This window comes from Lyngbya sp. CCAP 1446/10, from assembly GCF_026130175.1.
Classification (GTDB): domain Bacteria; phylum Cyanobacteriota; class Cyanobacteriia; order Cyanobacteriales; family Microcoleaceae; genus Microcoleus.
The window spans coordinates 1-14,662 of record NZ_JAIGNI010000019.1; the positions used below are offsets into that span (position 1 = coordinate 1).

The following is a 14,662-nucleotide window of genomic DNA, read 5'->3' on the forward strand; positions in this document are numbered from 1 at the left end:
GCTGCGGTTCCAGGTTGGTGTAATCGAGGGTACGTTTGTCAACTCTTGCCGGAGTTCCTGTTTTTAAACGTCCGGTTTCAAAGCCCAAACGGTTGAGAGTTTCTGTCAAGCCGACTGCGGCAAATTCTCCGGCACGTCCGGCGGGCATCGACTTATTGCCAACCCAAATTGTGCCACCGAGAAATGTGCCAGTGGTGAGAATTACGGCTTTGCATTCAAAGGCAACCCCGAAGTATGTTTCAACGCCGATAATTTCTTCGTTTTTGCCCAATACTAAGTCTGTAACCATCGCTTCGCGGATGGTCAAGTTCTCTTGATTCTCGACAATATTGTTCATCACGGCGGCGTATTCCCGCTTGTCTGTCTGGGCTCTCAGCGCCCAAACTGCGGGGCCTCTAGAAGCATTGAGGACGCGCTTTTGTAGGTAAGTGCGATCGGCCATTTTACCGATTTCTCCGCCCAGGGCATCGACTTCGTTGGTAAGTTGAGTTTTAGCGGGCCCGCCGACGGCTGGATTGCATGGTTGCCACGCGATTTTGTCGAGGTTGAGGGTGAGTAAAAGGGTGCGGCATCCGAGGCGAGATGTGGCGAGGGCGGCTTCGCAGCCTGAGTGTCCAGCACCTACTACGATGATGTCGAAACTGTCTTGGAATTGTACTGGGGTTTGTGCAGTCATTCGATTTTAGATTTTAGATTTTAGATTTTAGACTTTAGATTGAAGAATAGACATCTGGCAAAATTAGGTTTTAGTTTCGTCAATTAAAACTCTTCCTCTCCATTAGTGTAGCTGCTTTCTTCAAACATCGATGTTAATCCAGTAATTTTTACGGGGGGTCGATCTTTGAATTCTACGACAAATGACAACTCCCCACCCATTGCCGCGATATAACTTTGCAAAGTAGATACCAACAAATCCGCACGGCGTTCGAGTCGCGAGACATTTTCTTGACGCACATTTAATAATTCTGCCATGCGAATTTGAGTAAATTTCCTTGTTTTTCGTAAGTCTTGCAAGGTCATTTCTTCAGCCATTAATTCAACCGATCGCTTTTCGACTATTGCTCGTTGTTCGGGAGGAAAGTTTTCCATAATAGTCTTCAGGCTAATTGTCATTTGTTTCTGGCTCCATTAACTTATTCAAATGGCCGGTAAATCTACTATCTGCTATCTTAATTAGTTGCTTGTAAAATCGCTTCTCACTACTACCAGATTTGTCTCCAGCTACCAATAGAATCGCAGATCGGCGGGGGTCAAATGCAAAAGCGACTCGCCAAACTCCATCAGCCGCCTGAAACCTAAGTTCCGACCTATTGGTGTAGGTAGAATCATTGAGAGTATCGACGTGAGGACGCTTGAGGTTTGGACCAAATTCTTGTAAGAGTGTGAGTTTTGCTAAAAGCTCTAATCTGACATCAGTGGGGAATTCGGTAAACTCAGAGTAAAAATCCAAGTGAAACTCAATGTTCCATGTCATTTGGATAAATTATGCCTTACGTAGCATATTATAGGTAATAGTCGATCGAATAATAATATTTATATGCACCCTTGGCGTCTTCGCAGTTCAATAATTCCGTACTGTTGCAGTTTTGCGCTATGTTAGACAAAAAAATCTCAATAAGCGTACACAGCAAATGAAATATTTCTTCTTATCCGACGGCTGGAAAGTCGGGCGCGTCTGGGGGGTTGGCGGCGAGTGGACAGTCGCCGGCTGGAGACGACAGCCGGATATCCAACAGCTCAACCTCTGCCTTTCGGATCGAACTGAAAAAATGTGGCTCTACCGCGTAGAAGACGCTGTACTCATGGTAGAAGTCCAACCCGGAACCCCTCTAGATCCGGCAGATCCGGGAAAAAATATTGGCAACGTTACCCTTACCAGACTCATCGATGCCGAGCAAGTTCTCGAACGCCTCGGGACGATCGCCGCCCGCTGCCAAATCGATAGTCCACAATTAATGTAATGTTGAACATATTGCAATCGGTTCTAACACTCGATACACTTCTTTAAATAACTTTCATTTTTATACCTCCTCCTGTGAAGGTAGAAAGGATTCGGCAAAAGACAGAATTTAAACCCCGGACATCACCGCTCGGGATGGAAAATCTGAATTTTCCGTCAAAATGACATCATCACTTACACCTTGGAGAACCGCAGTCAATGGGACTACCCTGGTATCGCGTACACACAGTCGTCTTAAATGACCCAGGCCGATTGATTTCTGTACACTTAATGCACACTGCCCTCGTGGCAGGTTGGGCCGGCTCGATGGCCCTTTACGAACTAGCAATTTTCGATCCCTCAGACCACGTTCTGAACCCGATGTGGCGTCAAGGGATGTTCGTGCTGCCCTTCATGACTCGCTTGGGAGTCACCGGTTCTTGGAACGGTTGGAGCGTCACGGGCGAAGGTAACGTCGATCCTGGCTACTGGTCTTTTGAAGGCGTTGCGATCGCTCACATCATCCTCTCTGGTTTACTGTTCTTAGCAGCAGTCTGGCACTGGGTATTCTGGGACTTGGAACTCTTCAGAGACTCCCGCACCGGCGAACCAGCCCTCGACTTGCCAAAAATGTTTGGCATTCACCTGTTCCTTTCCGGCTTGCTCTGCTTCGGCTTCGGCGCATTTCACCTTTCGGGACTTTTCGGCCCCGGAATGTGGGTGTCCGACCCCTACGGCCTGACCGGTCACGTCCAGGCAGTGGCGCCTTCTTGGGGCCCTGAAGGCTTCGATCCGTTCAATCCGGGTGGCATCGTGGCTCACCACATTGCAGCGGGCGTAGTCGGCGTAATTGCCGGTTTGTTCCACTTGAGCGTGCGGCCGCCGGAACGTCTTTACAAAGCCCTGCGGATGGGGAATATCGAAACTGTACTTTCTAGCAGTATCGCTGCTGTGTTCTTCGCGGCCTTTGTGGTTGCGGGTACGATGTGGTACGGTTCTGCTGCTACTCCGATCGAGCTTTTCGGCCCGACCCGCTATCAGTGGGACGGCAACTATTTCCAACAAGAGATCGATCGCAGAGCTCAAGCTAGCTTAGCCTCCGGCCAAAGCTTCCAACAAGCTTACGAGCAAATTCCCGAAAAATTGGCTTTCTACGACTACGTGGGCAACTCTCCTGCTAAAGGTGGTTTGTTCCGTGCTGGCGCGATGGTCAACGGCGACGGTATTGCTAAAACTTGGCTGGGGCACGCAGTATTTACTGACAACGAAGGTCGGGTTTTGTCGGTACGACGACTCCCCAACTTCTTTGAAACTTTCCCAGTAATTTTGACGGACAAAGATGGAGTCGTTCGCGCTGACATCCCCTTCCGTCGTGCTGAATCAAAATACAGCTTTGAACAAACGGGAGTTACTGTCAGCTTTTACGGTGGCGAATTTGATGGTCAAACCTTTAATAATCCTTTAGATGTTAAGAGGTTTGCTCTCGCCGCCCAAAAGGGTGAACTGTTTGAATTCGATCGCGAAACCTTGAATTCTGACGGTGTTTTCCGCACTTCAACTCGCGGTTGGTTCACTTTCGGACACGTTTGCTTTGCTTTGCTGTTCTTCTTCGGCCATATCTGGCACGGTTCTCGGACTATTTTCCGCGACGTGTTTGCTGGAGTTGAGGCTGACTTGGAAGAGCAAGTCGAGTGGGGCTTGTTCCAAAAACTGGGCGACAAGAGCACAAGAAGAGAAGAATCTATCTAGTTTTCTGCCGCCAAACAGAGCACCGGGAAACTTCCCCGGTGCACAAAAACCCGGTTTCTTCAAGAAACCGGGTTTTTTTAGTTAATAAGAAAAGCAGCAATAATTAAGATAAAATAATATAGCAAGGGAAGATAGGGAAAATTTAACATGGAAAGTGTTGCTTACATTTTGATGCTGGCTTTAGCCTTGGGCGTGATATTTTTTGCGATCGCCTTTCGGGAACCACCTCGGATTGGCAAATAATTAGCTATGCGCCTGCTGCGTTCCGTCAGGTTAACAATCGTCTAAAAACTTTTGTATCTCTCGTTGATAGCTGAGGCCCGATCCCCCTAAATCCCCCAAAAGCAAGGGGGACTTTGAGAGAATACTCTGTCCCCCCTGATAGTCGGGGGACTTTGGCGCTCTTGTCCCCCCCCGGATAGTGGGGAGACGCAAGACGCTCTTGTCCCCCCCTTCTTAAGGGGGGCTAGGGGGATCTAGCCTAGTCGTCAAACAGCAGTCTAGAACTGCGTTTGACGTGAAGTTGACACCTCTGCTCAGCGCCATGTGCCGAGTCATTTTTCTAGTCCAGCCATTCATTAGACCCCACGCGGTTAGATGAATGGCAATTTGCTGGCAACGCCTGTTAAAATCAGCAATCATGCGCTGTTCCTCCTGCCAACATACAAATAGTCGCGTTCTCGAATCGCGTTCAGCCGAATCAGGTCAAAGCATCCGTCGGCGGCGCGAATGTTTGAGCTGTCAGCACCGCTTCACAACTTACGAACGCATAGAATTTGTGCCGATTACGGTGATTAAGCGGGACGGCAAACGCGAATCTTTCGATCGCTCAAAATTAGTCAGAGGACTGGTTCGGGCCTGCGAAAAAACAGGTTTGTCTTCCGGCCAACTAGAAAGCCTGGCCGAAGAAATCGAAGCGCAACTCCAAGGTCGATCGCTCCGAGAACTCGCCAGCTCAGAAATTGGGGAACTGGTGTTGTCGCACCTACGCCCGCTCAGCGAAGTCGCTTATGTCCGTTTTGCCTCCGTATATCGGCAATTTCGAGGCATCCGAGATTTTGTAGATACTCTAAATCACCTTCAAAATCCCCTCAACGAAGCCCATAATCAAGAAACTCCGTCAGATTTTGACCCAGATTTGTCAGATGCCGATGCGTGCGATCGACAAAGCCCCGCATCCTGCGCCACTCCCAGCTAAGTTCGCTCAAATTAATTTAGAAAAATATTCTGGGAGATGGAAAACCGTCTTGCGAGGAAGGCCCGGAGTTCGATCGACTCAAGGGACTCTCAGTCGAGCGAGTGTTCTTTTTTCTCAGTAACAGTGCTGGGTATGATATGATCATCATCGGTCTAAAATTGAGTATCACTAGACAACGTAAAAACTCAACTAATTTAGTTGAGTGCGTAGTCACACCGATAGGTGTTGCAGTTTAGGAAAGCTAAATTTGAACAAAACCTAACTAAAGGTCAATACGGTTTAGTTAAGCCAGATCCCCCCTAGCCCCCCTTAAAAAGGGGGGGACAAGAGTATTCTCTTTCGTCCCCCTTCTTAAGGGGAATTTAGGGGGATCTCCGGGCAATAAACAGCGTTAGCTCAACCGTATTGAAATACAGGTCGGTGACTAATTAAATACGGTAGGGCATACCGGAATTTATGCTTCTCTAAAAAGCGACCTCTACTTAGACAAGAGTAATCCTGTCACCAGCAAGTCAGCTCGCTGCATAAAGAATCTCAGTTTATTTATACCTGAGAGTGTCACAATAGTCTACTTGACTCTGCAATGTGTAAGATGAAAAGTTTTAACACAGAGCTTGGAGTAACAGTAATGGCAAGCCCGGATGTGCAGTTGCACCGGGGGAAAGTTAGCAAAAACTGACTTTAGTAAAAGATTTTGCAAGAAGTTAACCGCTTTTTCACCAAAATCTCTAATATCTGCCGGCACCAATGAAAAACATGAAGGAGAGAAATCCTAGGAAACTATTCGCATGGTCAATCTCAAAACCACAGTCAAAGACATCGGCTTTACTCACGAAGATTTTGCAGCCCTACTCGATAAATATGACTATCACTTTAGCCCGGGCGACGTAGTAGCCGGTACAGTTTTTAGTATAGAACCCAGGGGCGCTCTGATTGATATCGGTGCTAAAACAGCAGCGTACATTCCCATTCAGGAAATGTCTATCAATCGAGTCGAAAGCCCTGAAGAGGTATTGCAATCAAACGAAACCAGAGAATTTTTCATCCTCACCGATGAAAACGAAGACGGACAATTAACCCTGTCCATCCGGCGCATCGAGTATATGCGGGCTTGGGAAAGAGTGCGACAACTGCAAGCAGAAGATGCTACTGTGCGATCGCAAGTATTTGCCACCAACCGTGGCGGCGCACTTGTCAGAATTGAAGGCTTGCGAGGCTTTATTCCCGGTTCTCACATCAGTACCCGCAAACCGAAGGAAGAATTAGTCGCCGAAGAATTACCATTAAAATTCTTAGAGGTAGACGAAGACCGCAACCGCCTAGTGTTGAGTCATCGTCGCGCCTTAGTCGAACGCAAGATGAACCGCCTCGAAGTCGGGGAAGTGGTCATCGGTACAGTACGCGGTATCAAGCCTTACGGTGCGTTTATCGACATCGGTGGTGTCAGCGGCTTGCTGCACATCTCAGAAATTTCGCACGACCACATCGATACGCCTCATAGCGTGTTTAATGTCAACGACGAAGTGAAAGTGATGATCATTGACTTGGATGCTGAGAGAGGCCGGATTTCTCTCTCCACCAAGCAGTTGGAACCGGAACCGGGCGCGATGGTCAAAAATCGCGAATTGGTTTATGAAAAAGCTGAAGAAATGGCAGCTAAGTTCCGGGAGAAAATGCTCGCTCAAAAGCAAGCTAAAGCAGGCATAGATGTTCCTGTAGACTCAACTGATGCTGATGATGATATCTCCGACGAAATGCTCGAAGATGTGCCCTCAGCAATGGAAGAGGATGAGCCCGAAGTAGCAGCAGAAGCCGCACCCGAAGTAGCAGCAGAAGCCGCACCAGAGGTAGCAGCAGAAGCCGCACCCGAAGTAGCAGCAGAAGCCGCACCCGAAGTAGCAGCAGAAGCCGCACCAGAGGTAGCAGCAGAAGCCGCACCGGAAGTCGCAGCAGAAGCCGCACCGGAAGTCGCAGCAGAAGCCGCAGCAGAAGCCGCACCGGAAGTAGTAGAGGAAGAAGTTCCTTCTACAACGGTCGAATAACATCGCCGTCACTGTGATTAAAAGAGGGAAAATTCCCTCTTTTTTTTTGCAGTTAGTAATTAGTAATTAGTCATTAGTAAGTAGTCATATCATGTCCGCTCGAATGACCATACTAAGATTGGTTTGTAGTCGGGGTAATTGACCGGACAGGATATCATTAAGCCTTAGTCATTAGTCAGAAGTGCTGTCCCCGCTCGCGAACAGCAGTCATTACTAATTACTAATTAGTCGCTGCTTAGTGGTTGACAATTCCCAATTCCCAATTACTAATTACCAATTCCCAATTACCAACTACCAATTATTTAACATCTTCCTGTAGATAGATGCAACGATCGCTCTTTGGATAAAAAAAAGGCAGCATCATCGCTCTGCCTAAATAAACATCGCCTTTAGCCTCATAATTTGTTAAGATTTATAAACACATCAGGGACATCCGCACAGGTGCAAACTCATCAGAATTCTCAGGCAAGAACACACCAGACGAGCAAATCACACAACAAAATGCTTAGAAATTTCTTGCCCTGACGCTCAAAGGCAAGCTGATAATGAATATCGAACTATTAAAAGAAAAACTTAAACAGCTTAAAAAACGTCCCAATTCGAGCAAAGGAACGATCGACCAAATCGAAAACTGGTTAATCGGTTCCCACATTTTGCAGAGATTGCGGATTAACCCTTACTACGTAGCAGGCGATACAGTCAAGAATGTTAAAAGAATTACTTCGGAATTTCTGCACGGAGTAAACGCCGGTGCTTTCGACTTGCACTGGGACATCCACTGTCCCCACTGCAACATGATAGCAGAGGAATTTAAGGATTTGGCAGACACATCGGAAATGTCTTTCTGCCCGATGTGCGATCGCGAGTTTAAAATTGATTTGCTCGATCGCGTCGAAGTTACTTTTTCCCTCAACAAAGAAATCGAAGACCCGCAACTGCGGCCCGTGTGCTCTCCGCCTCCGGTACTCCAGAACAAACTGCAACTGGTAACGCCTCTCTACTGCACCGAATCCGAGACTGTCACCTTAGAAAACGGTCGATATCGCTACTGCTGTCCCCTCACTTTAGCTAAAGGGATTTTACAGGTTGAAGGCGAAGAAACCGCAGACATCCAAGAAATTCAACTCAAGCAGTTAGCGGGCAAAGATTTTGACAAAAAAGAGCTGAAAGTGCGTCCGGGAAAAGTGAAAATAGAACTAACTAATACCGAACACAATTTGTCTGGGCTGATTTTGCATTCCGATGTATTGCCCGATGAATTGACATTAGAACAACTGCCCCTGCGGCTGTCAGGAATGCAACTGCTTCATCACCCGGATTACAAGCGTTTGTTTGGCGATCGAGTAATATCGGAAAGAGAGCGAGTCAAGATTCGGGCGATTACTATTATGTTTACCGATATTACCGGTTCTACCAGAATGTACGAAACGCTGGGAGATACTAAAGCTTACAATATTGTGCGCGACCATTTTGAAATTTTCTTTGAGTCGATCGAGAAATTTGGCGGTAAAGTCATTAAAACTATCGGCGATGCCGTTATGGCTTCCTTTATCAGCAACGAACAAGCAATTATGGCGGCCGCTGCTGCTGTGGCTAGTTTCAGAGAGTACAACTCAACTCGCCAACAAGAAGAGTGGATTCAAGTCAGAATTGGCATTCACCGAGGGACGGCTTTGCTCGTAAATCTTAATAATTCGATCGACTATTTTGGTTCCACAGTCAACAAAGCGGCCCGCATTCAAAATCTTTCTAAAAGTGACGAAGTTTCATTTTCCGAAGATGTTTATCATGACCAGGGATTTTTAACAGCATTAAAAGCTGCTGGAGTTTCCGAAATTCAAAGACGAGTTGAAGATTTAAAAGGGATACAAGGCGCACAAGTCGCTTTTACTGCTAAAATTAATACTGAATCAGTAATCGCCCTGTCTGCTGAACTGCTTGCTAAAAAAAGCTAATAAGGTAAGCAGATATACTGGTTATTTCCCGCTTCTCCTGGTAATTTACGCAACAGCAGATACAGTCCTTCGATCGCGCTCATCTAATCGCTCCCAAGCTACACCTCATCCTTAAGCTAGTTGCGTAATTGTACTAACTTAAGCTCTAATAAAAATAGTCCGAATTACTCAGCCGCACGCTCAACAGATATATTTGCTGCGAAATAGCTGCGGTACAGGATTTAAAAGCATGACTTCTAATCAATTCTCTCCAGAAATTACACCCGAATCGATCGCCCCAGCCGCCCTCGACAGCGCACAATTAGCCACAACGGATGCCCCCTTTCCGATTGTGGGGATTGCCGCCTCAGCAGGAGGGTTGGAAGCATTTACGGGGCTACTCAGCCATTTACCAGTAGATACGGGTATGGCGTTTGTGCTGATTCAGCATTTAGCGCCCGATCACAAGAGTTTGCTGACCGAGATTCTCGCCAGAGAAACGCAAATGCCTGTTAGTGAGGTAAAAGACGGCGTAGCTGTAGAGCCGAATCAAGTCTACATCATTCCGCCAAACACCAAAATGGTGCTATCTAAAGGCGTGCTGCAACTATCACCCCGCGAGAAGATTTATGGCAAATATATGCCGGGAGATGCGTTTTTTACGTCATTGGCGATCGATCGCGGACACAAAGCCATCGCCGTAGTATTATCCGGGGGAGACGGCGACGGTTCACTGGGACTCAAGGCAATCAAAGCAGCCGGAGGCATGACTTTTGCTCAATGTCAAGACACGGCAAAATTCGATAGTATGCCTAACACGGCTGTGGCTACAGGAAATGTCGATTTTGTTCTGCCACCGGAAAAAATTGCCGAGGAACTGGCAAACTACAGTCGCAATCCCCTTCTCACTTCCCCGCTTCCCCTGACAATAGTTGAGGAATCGCCGCAACAGGAAGATGCCCTGGCCACTATTTTTGCGCTGCTGAAATCGACTACAGGCGTTGATTTTAGCCACTACAAACGCACCACGATCGCTCGACGCATCCAGCGGCGGATGGTATTGTACAAGCTGGAGACATTGGATGCTTACGCCGAACACCTGCGACACAATTCGGCTGAAGTCAAAGCTTTGTATGAAGAAATCCTGATCCACGTTACCAGTTTCTTCCGCGATCCCGAAGTATTTGACAATTTGAAAAAGCTGGTTTTCCCCACGATTACCCAAAATAAATCGGCAAATGCTCCGATTCGGATTTGGGTGGCGGGATGTTCCACGGGTGAAGAAGTTTATTCGATCGCCATTTGTTTGTTAGAGTTTTTGGGCGATCGAGTTATCCCGCCGCCGATCCAGATTTTTGCCACAGATATTAGCGAGACCGCGATCGGCAAAGCGAGGTCTGGCTCCTACTCAGAAAACCAGATGGTAGACATTTCACCAGAGCGCCGTCAACGCTTCTTTATTCGCGCCGAAGTAGGAGGTAGTTATAGAATCTGCAAAGCTATCCGCGAAATGTGTGTATTTGCCCGACAAGACTTAGGCAGCGACCCGCCTTTTTCCAATCTCGATTTAGTTAGCTGTCGCAATGTGCTGATCTACTTGGGAGAATCATTGCAAAAGAAAGTGATGCCGATTTTTCATTACAGTCTTAACCCAACAGGGTTTCTGCTGTTAGGCACTTCTGAGAGTATCGGCAAATATTCATACTTGTTTAATTCGGTGGATAAAAAGTCTAAAATTTATGCTAAAAAGTTAACTGCGACTCGTCCCATTTTTTCGTTTATGCCGAGTTCCTATCCAGTCGCTAAAGTAGGTGAACGGCAGGGAGTAAATGAAAAATTGATGAATGGCTTTGACTTACAGCGAGAAACTGAACAACTGATTTTGAATCGCTATGCCCCAGCCAGTGTGGTTGTCAACGAGGAGATGAAAATCCTGCAAGTGCGGGGAGACATCGATCCTTACTTTAAAGTGGCAGCCGGAACGCCGGACTTAAACTTGCTGACAATGGCAAGGACAGGCTTGCTGCTTGATCTTCGCACCGCGATTTATCAGGCACAAACGCAGAACGCGACTGTTAGGAAAGAAGGAGTATCGGTTGAATCGGGCGGGCGATCGACTATCGTCAATATTGAGGTGATACCGTTCCAGCCACAGGCTGTCGAAACACGCTACATTGTGGTGCTATTTGAAGAGGCTGCACCCACGGATCTCAACTTTTGCAGCCTCACTTCCGAAAGCGGCGAGCAAGGTGATTTAGATCCTGAAAATGAGCGGCTGAGGCAGGCACTTGCCACGGCCAACCAAGAAAAAAATGCTGCTCAAGCGCACCTGCAATCGCTGATCGAGGAGCAGGAAAATCTCAACCAAGACCTCAAAATTGCCAACGAAGAAATCCTATCGAGCAATGAGGAGTTGCAAAGCACCAACGAGGAGTTAGAAACTGCCAAAGAAGAGATTCAAGCCACTAACGAAGAACTCACCACCACTAACGAGGAACTTCGGAGCCAATATCTTGAACAAACCCAGCTCAATAACGATCTGACAAATTTGCTGGCTAGTATCAATATCCCAGTCTTAATGCTGGCAAACGATTTACATATTCGACGCTTTACGCCAACGGCGCAGCAACTTTTTAATCTGATTCCCACAGATATTGGACGACCTTTTAGCGACATCCGATTAACTCTTGACGTTCCTGACTTGGAACAGATGATTTTGGAGGTGATTGATACTCTCCAGACGAAAGAACAAGAAGTTCAAACTCAAGCGGGATATTGGTACAACCTCCGCATTCGTCCTTATCGCACAACGGAAAACCGGATTGACGGTGTGGTAATGGTTTTGATTGATATTGATGCTCTTAAACGCAGTGCCAGAACCTTAGAGGATGCCCGCAACTACGCTGAAACAATCGTGGAAACTGTGCAAACGCCTTTAGTCGCGCTAGATGCTGATTTCCGAGTGAACAAAGCAAATCGATCGTTCTATGAAACGTTTGAGGTTTCATTCTCAGATACATCAAAATCTTCGCTGTTTGAGCTAGGAAACGGGCAGTGGAATATCCCCCAATTGCGATGGATCTTGGAAGATATTCTGGTTAGTGATGTTCAGCTTCAAAACTTTGAGTTGGATCACCAGTTTGAGCAGATCGGGCAGAAAACTATGCTGCTGAATGCTTGTAAACTTGAACGCGAAGACAAAGCTTTAATGATTCTGTTGTCGATCGAGGATATCACCGATCGCAAGCAGTTTGAAATACAGCGATCGCAGTTATTGGAGCAGGAACAGTTAGCCCGCCAACAGGCAGAAACCGCCAACCGTACTAAAGATGAATTTCTGGCGAATCTCTCCCACGAGCTCCGCAATCCCCTGACTCCGATCCTGGGATGGGCACAACTGCTGAAATCTGGTCAGCTTAAGGGAGCAGCCGCTAATCGCGCTCTAGAGGTGATCGAGCGGAGCGCGAGGGCGCAATCTCAGTTAATCGAAGATATGCTGGATATTTCCCGGATTACCAGTGGCAAGCTGGCTCTCGATATCAGTCAGATCGATCTGGGGTTAGTGGTGCAAGCTGCGATTGATGGGGTGCAATTATCAGCGGAGGCCAAAAACATTGAAATTGTTTCGCAGTTGAGTTCTGCGACTGTTTTAGGCGATGCTGCTCGCTTGCAACAAGTTGTGTGGAATCTGCTATCTAATGCGATTAAGTTTACTCCAGCCGGGGGACGGGTGGAAATTGCGTTGGAGTCGATCGACGATCACGCCGGGCTCCGAGTCAGCGACACGGGAAAAGGGATTCGGGCCGAATTTTTACCGTATATTTTCGATCGTTTCCATCAAGGCGATTCCAGCACGACTAAGGCTAGTCAAGGGCTGGGATTGGGTTTGTCGATCGTGCGTCATCTGGTAGAATTGCACGGAGGAACGGTGAAAGCAGATAGTCCGGGTGAGGGACAAGGAACTACAATCACCATGAGATTGCCGTTGCGAGAGTTGTCTGAAGTGTTGACAGGGGCGATCGATTTACAGCCAATTGTATTGGCTGCGCCTGTGAATGTATCGAGTGATGATGTGCCTTCTTTGGATGGTTTGCACGTTTTAGTTGTGGATGATCTAATCGATACGCGCGATTTGTTAAAATTTGTGCTGGAAGGCTACGGGGCGGAGGTTTTGACGGTTGGAAATGCCCGAAGTGCGATGGCTGCTTTGACTGAAAATCCCGGCAAATACGACGTGCTAATCTCGGATATCGGGATGCCGGAGGAAGATGGGTATTTCTTGATTCGAGAGGTGCGAAGCCTTGCTGCGTCAGCCGGAGGGGAAATCCCAGCGGCGGCGCTGACTGCGTATGCTGGCGATAAAGAACGCGAAAGGGCGATCGAAGCGGGTTTTCAAACACATATTGCTAAGCCTGTAAAGCCCGTTCAATTAGGATTAATTGTTGCTAATTTAGCAGGGCGATTTTAACAGTTGACAGTTGACAGTTGAGAGTTGATAGTGAATATTTTTGAGAAGACTCGGCGGTTGAACTCTTGTCCCCCCCTTCTTAAGGGGGGTTAGGGGGGATCTCCGGGCCGAGATTACAATAATTATGACAAAACAAGTTCAGTTAACAATTTTTATAGCCCGGAGATCCCCCTAAATCCCCCTTAAGAAGGGGGACTTTGAGAACACTCTTGTCCCCCCCTTCTTAAGGGGGGTTAGGGGGGATCAAGCCGAGATTACGAGAATGATAACAAAATAGGTTCAGTTAACAATTTTTCCGCCCCGGAGATCCCCCTAAATCCCCCTTAAGAAGGGGGACTTTGAGAAGAGTCTTGTCCCCCCCTTCTTAAGGGGGGTTAGGGGGGATCTCCGGATCGAGATTAGGAGAATTATGATCAAATTAAACGACTCCAATTTCCACCTACCTTACAACCCAAAACTTATCCCAATCGCCCAAGAATTTCGGAAAAATCCAACTCCAGCCGAAAAAAAACTTTGGCAAGATTTTCTGAGAAATTTCCCTTTTCGAGTTTTGAGACAGCGGCCTATTGACAATTTTATCGTAGATTTTTATTGTGCTGCTTTAAGATTAGTAATTGAGGTTGATGGAGAGAGTCATTTTACCGAACAGGGGAAACAACATGATGCAGAAAGAACAGGGATTTTAGAGGGGTATGGGCTGAAAGTTGTCAGGTTTACGAATGTTGATGTGTTGCAGTGTTTTGAGGGAGTTTGTCAGGAGTTGTGGGCGGAGGGCGATCGTAATAGCAGAGGCCAGATCCCCCCTAACCCCCCTTCAGAAGGGGGGGACAAGAAGCGATCGGGCATCTCGTAATAGCAGAGGCCAGATCCCCCCTAACCCCCCTTCAGAAGGGGGGGACAAGAAGCGATCGAAGTTCCCCTTCAGAAGGGGGGGACAAGAAGCGATCGGGCATCTCGTAATAGCCGAGGCCAGATCCCCCCTAGCCCCCCTTCAGAAGGGGGGGACAAGAAGCGATCGAAGTTCCCCTTCAGAAGGGGGGGACAAGAAGCGATCGGGCATCTCGTAATAGCCGAGGCCAGATCCCCCCTAGCCCCCCTTCAGAAGGGGGGGACAAGAAGCGATCGAAGTTCCCCTTCAGAAGGGGGGGACAAGAAGCGATCGGGCATCTCGTAATAGCCGAGGCCAGATCCCCCCTAGCCCCCCTTAAGAAGGGGGGGATAAGAAGCGAGCGAAGTTCCCCTTAAAAAAGTAGAGTTTGAGTGTTATTGTCCCCTCAAAAAGAGAGAATTTGACCGCTGCTTTTCCCCCGTCAAGAAAAGAGAATTTGAGCG

The 14,662-nt window shown here is 47.6% G+C and carries 11 protein-coding genes; 8 read left to right on the plus strand and 3 right to left on the minus strand.

All coding sequences use genetic code 11. From position 1 onward, the window contains the following. From K4039_RS10615 to K4039_RS10625, 3 genes are all read right to left on the minus strand, one after another. On the minus strand, positions 1 to 676 hold a 676-nt coding region (locus K4039_RS10615), incomplete at its 3' end, for an FAD-dependent oxidoreductase (protein WP_265235143.1). Positions 677 to 759: 83 nt separating this feature from the next. Further along, positions 760 to 1,113, minus strand: coding sequence for a helix-turn-helix domain-containing protein (locus tag K4039_RS10620; protein WP_265235144.1), 354 nt, complete (start codon positions 1,111 to 1,113; stop codon positions 760 to 762). Then, on the minus strand, positions 1,103 to 1,474 hold the full coding sequence (locus K4039_RS10625; RefSeq protein WP_265235145.1) for a type II toxin-antitoxin system RelE/ParE family toxin: 372 nt from the start codon (positions 1,472 to 1,474) through the stop codon (positions 1,103 to 1,105). Before K4039_RS10625 ends, K4039_RS10620 begins: the two co-directional genes overlap by 11 nt. A gap of 157 nt (positions 1,475 to 1,631) precedes the next feature. Between K4039_RS10625 and K4039_RS10630 the strand changes: the two genes are divergently transcribed. From K4039_RS10630 to K4039_RS10665, 8 genes are all read left to right on the plus strand, one after another. Then, positions 1,632 to 1,961 carry a hypothetical protein gene (locus tag K4039_RS10630; protein WP_265235146.1) on the plus strand — a complete coding sequence of 110 codons (330 nt, stop codon included), beginning with the start codon at positions 1,632 to 1,634 and terminating at the stop codon, positions 1,959 to 1,961. Positions 1,962 to 2,158: 197 nt separating this feature from the next. Beyond that, the gene (psbB, locus tag K4039_RS10635) at positions 2,159 to 3,688 is read left to right on the plus strand and encodes a photosystem II chlorophyll-binding protein CP47 (RefSeq protein ID WP_265235147.1); all 1,530 of its coding nucleotides are present in this window, start codon (positions 2,159 to 2,161) and stop codon (positions 3,686 to 3,688) included. A gap of 147 nt (positions 3,689 to 3,835) precedes the next feature. Continuing rightward, positions 3,836 to 3,931, plus strand: a complete 96-nt coding sequence (locus tag K4039_RS10640; protein ID WP_096830854.1) for a photosystem II reaction center protein T — start codon at positions 3,836 to 3,838, stop codon at positions 3,929 to 3,931. Positions 3,932 to 4,328: 397 nt separating this feature from the next. After that, positions 4,329 to 4,886: a transcriptional regulator NrdR gene (gene nrdR / locus K4039_RS10645; protein ID WP_265235199.1), complete on the plus strand. Its 558-nt coding sequence runs from the start codon at positions 4,329 to 4,331 to the stop codon at positions 4,884 to 4,886. Positions 4,887 to 5,674: 788 nt separating this feature from the next. Continuing rightward, entirely contained in the window at positions 5,675 to 6,928 is a 1,254-nt protein-coding gene (locus K4039_RS10650; RefSeq protein WP_265235150.1) for a 30S ribosomal protein S1, read from the plus strand. Between the two features lie 545 nt (positions 6,929 to 7,473). Continuing rightward, positions 7,474 to 8,883, plus strand: coding sequence for an adenylate/guanylate cyclase domain-containing protein (locus K4039_RS10655; RefSeq protein ID WP_265235151.1), 1,410 nt, complete (start codon positions 7,474 to 7,476; stop codon positions 8,881 to 8,883). 229 nt (positions 8,884 to 9,112) lie between these two features. Next, a complete protein-coding gene (locus tag K4039_RS10660) occupies positions 9,113 to 13,330 on the plus strand; it encodes a chemotaxis protein CheB (RefSeq protein ID WP_265235152.1) in 4,218 nt (1,405 codons plus the stop codon). A gap of 409 nt (positions 13,331 to 13,739) precedes the next feature. Continuing rightward, positions 13,740 to 14,183, plus strand: a complete 444-nt coding sequence (locus K4039_RS10665; protein WP_265235153.1) for an endonuclease domain-containing protein — start codon at positions 13,740 to 13,742, stop codon at positions 14,181 to 14,183. Positions 14,184 to 14,662: the final 479 nt, after the last annotated feature.

Coding starts and splice junctions, on each gene's coding strand:
- K4039_RS10620 (WP_265235144.1), bottom strand. CDS start 1,113: ATGACAATTAGCCTGAAGACTATTATGGAAAACTTTCCTCCCGAACAA.
- K4039_RS10625 (WP_265235145.1), bottom strand. CDS start 1,474: ATGACATGGAACATTGAGTTTCACTTGGATTTTTACTCTGAGTTTACC.
- K4039_RS10630 (WP_265235146.1), top strand. CDS start 1,632: ATGAAATATTTCTTCTTATCCGACGGCTGGAAAGTCGGGCGCGTCTGG.
- psbB (WP_265235147.1), top strand. CDS start 2,159: ATGGGACTACCCTGGTATCGCGTACACACAGTCGTCTTAAATGACCCA.
- K4039_RS10640 (WP_096830854.1), top strand. CDS start 3,836: ATGGAAAGTGTTGCTTACATTTTGATGCTGGCTTTAGCCTTGGGCGTG.
- nrdR (WP_265235199.1), top strand. CDS start 4,329: ATGCGCTGTTCCTCCTGCCAACATACAAATAGTCGCGTTCTCGAATCG.
- K4039_RS10650 (WP_265235150.1), top strand. CDS start 5,675: ATGGTCAATCTCAAAACCACAGTCAAAGACATCGGCTTTACTCACGAA.
- K4039_RS10655 (WP_265235151.1), top strand. CDS start 7,474: ATGAATATCGAACTATTAAAAGAAAAACTTAAACAGCTTAAAAAACGT.
- K4039_RS10660 (WP_265235152.1), top strand. CDS start 9,113: ATGACTTCTAATCAATTCTCTCCAGAAATTACACCCGAATCGATCGCC.
- K4039_RS10665 (WP_265235153.1), top strand. CDS start 13,740: ATGATCAAATTAAACGACTCCAATTTCCACCTACCTTACAACCCAAAA.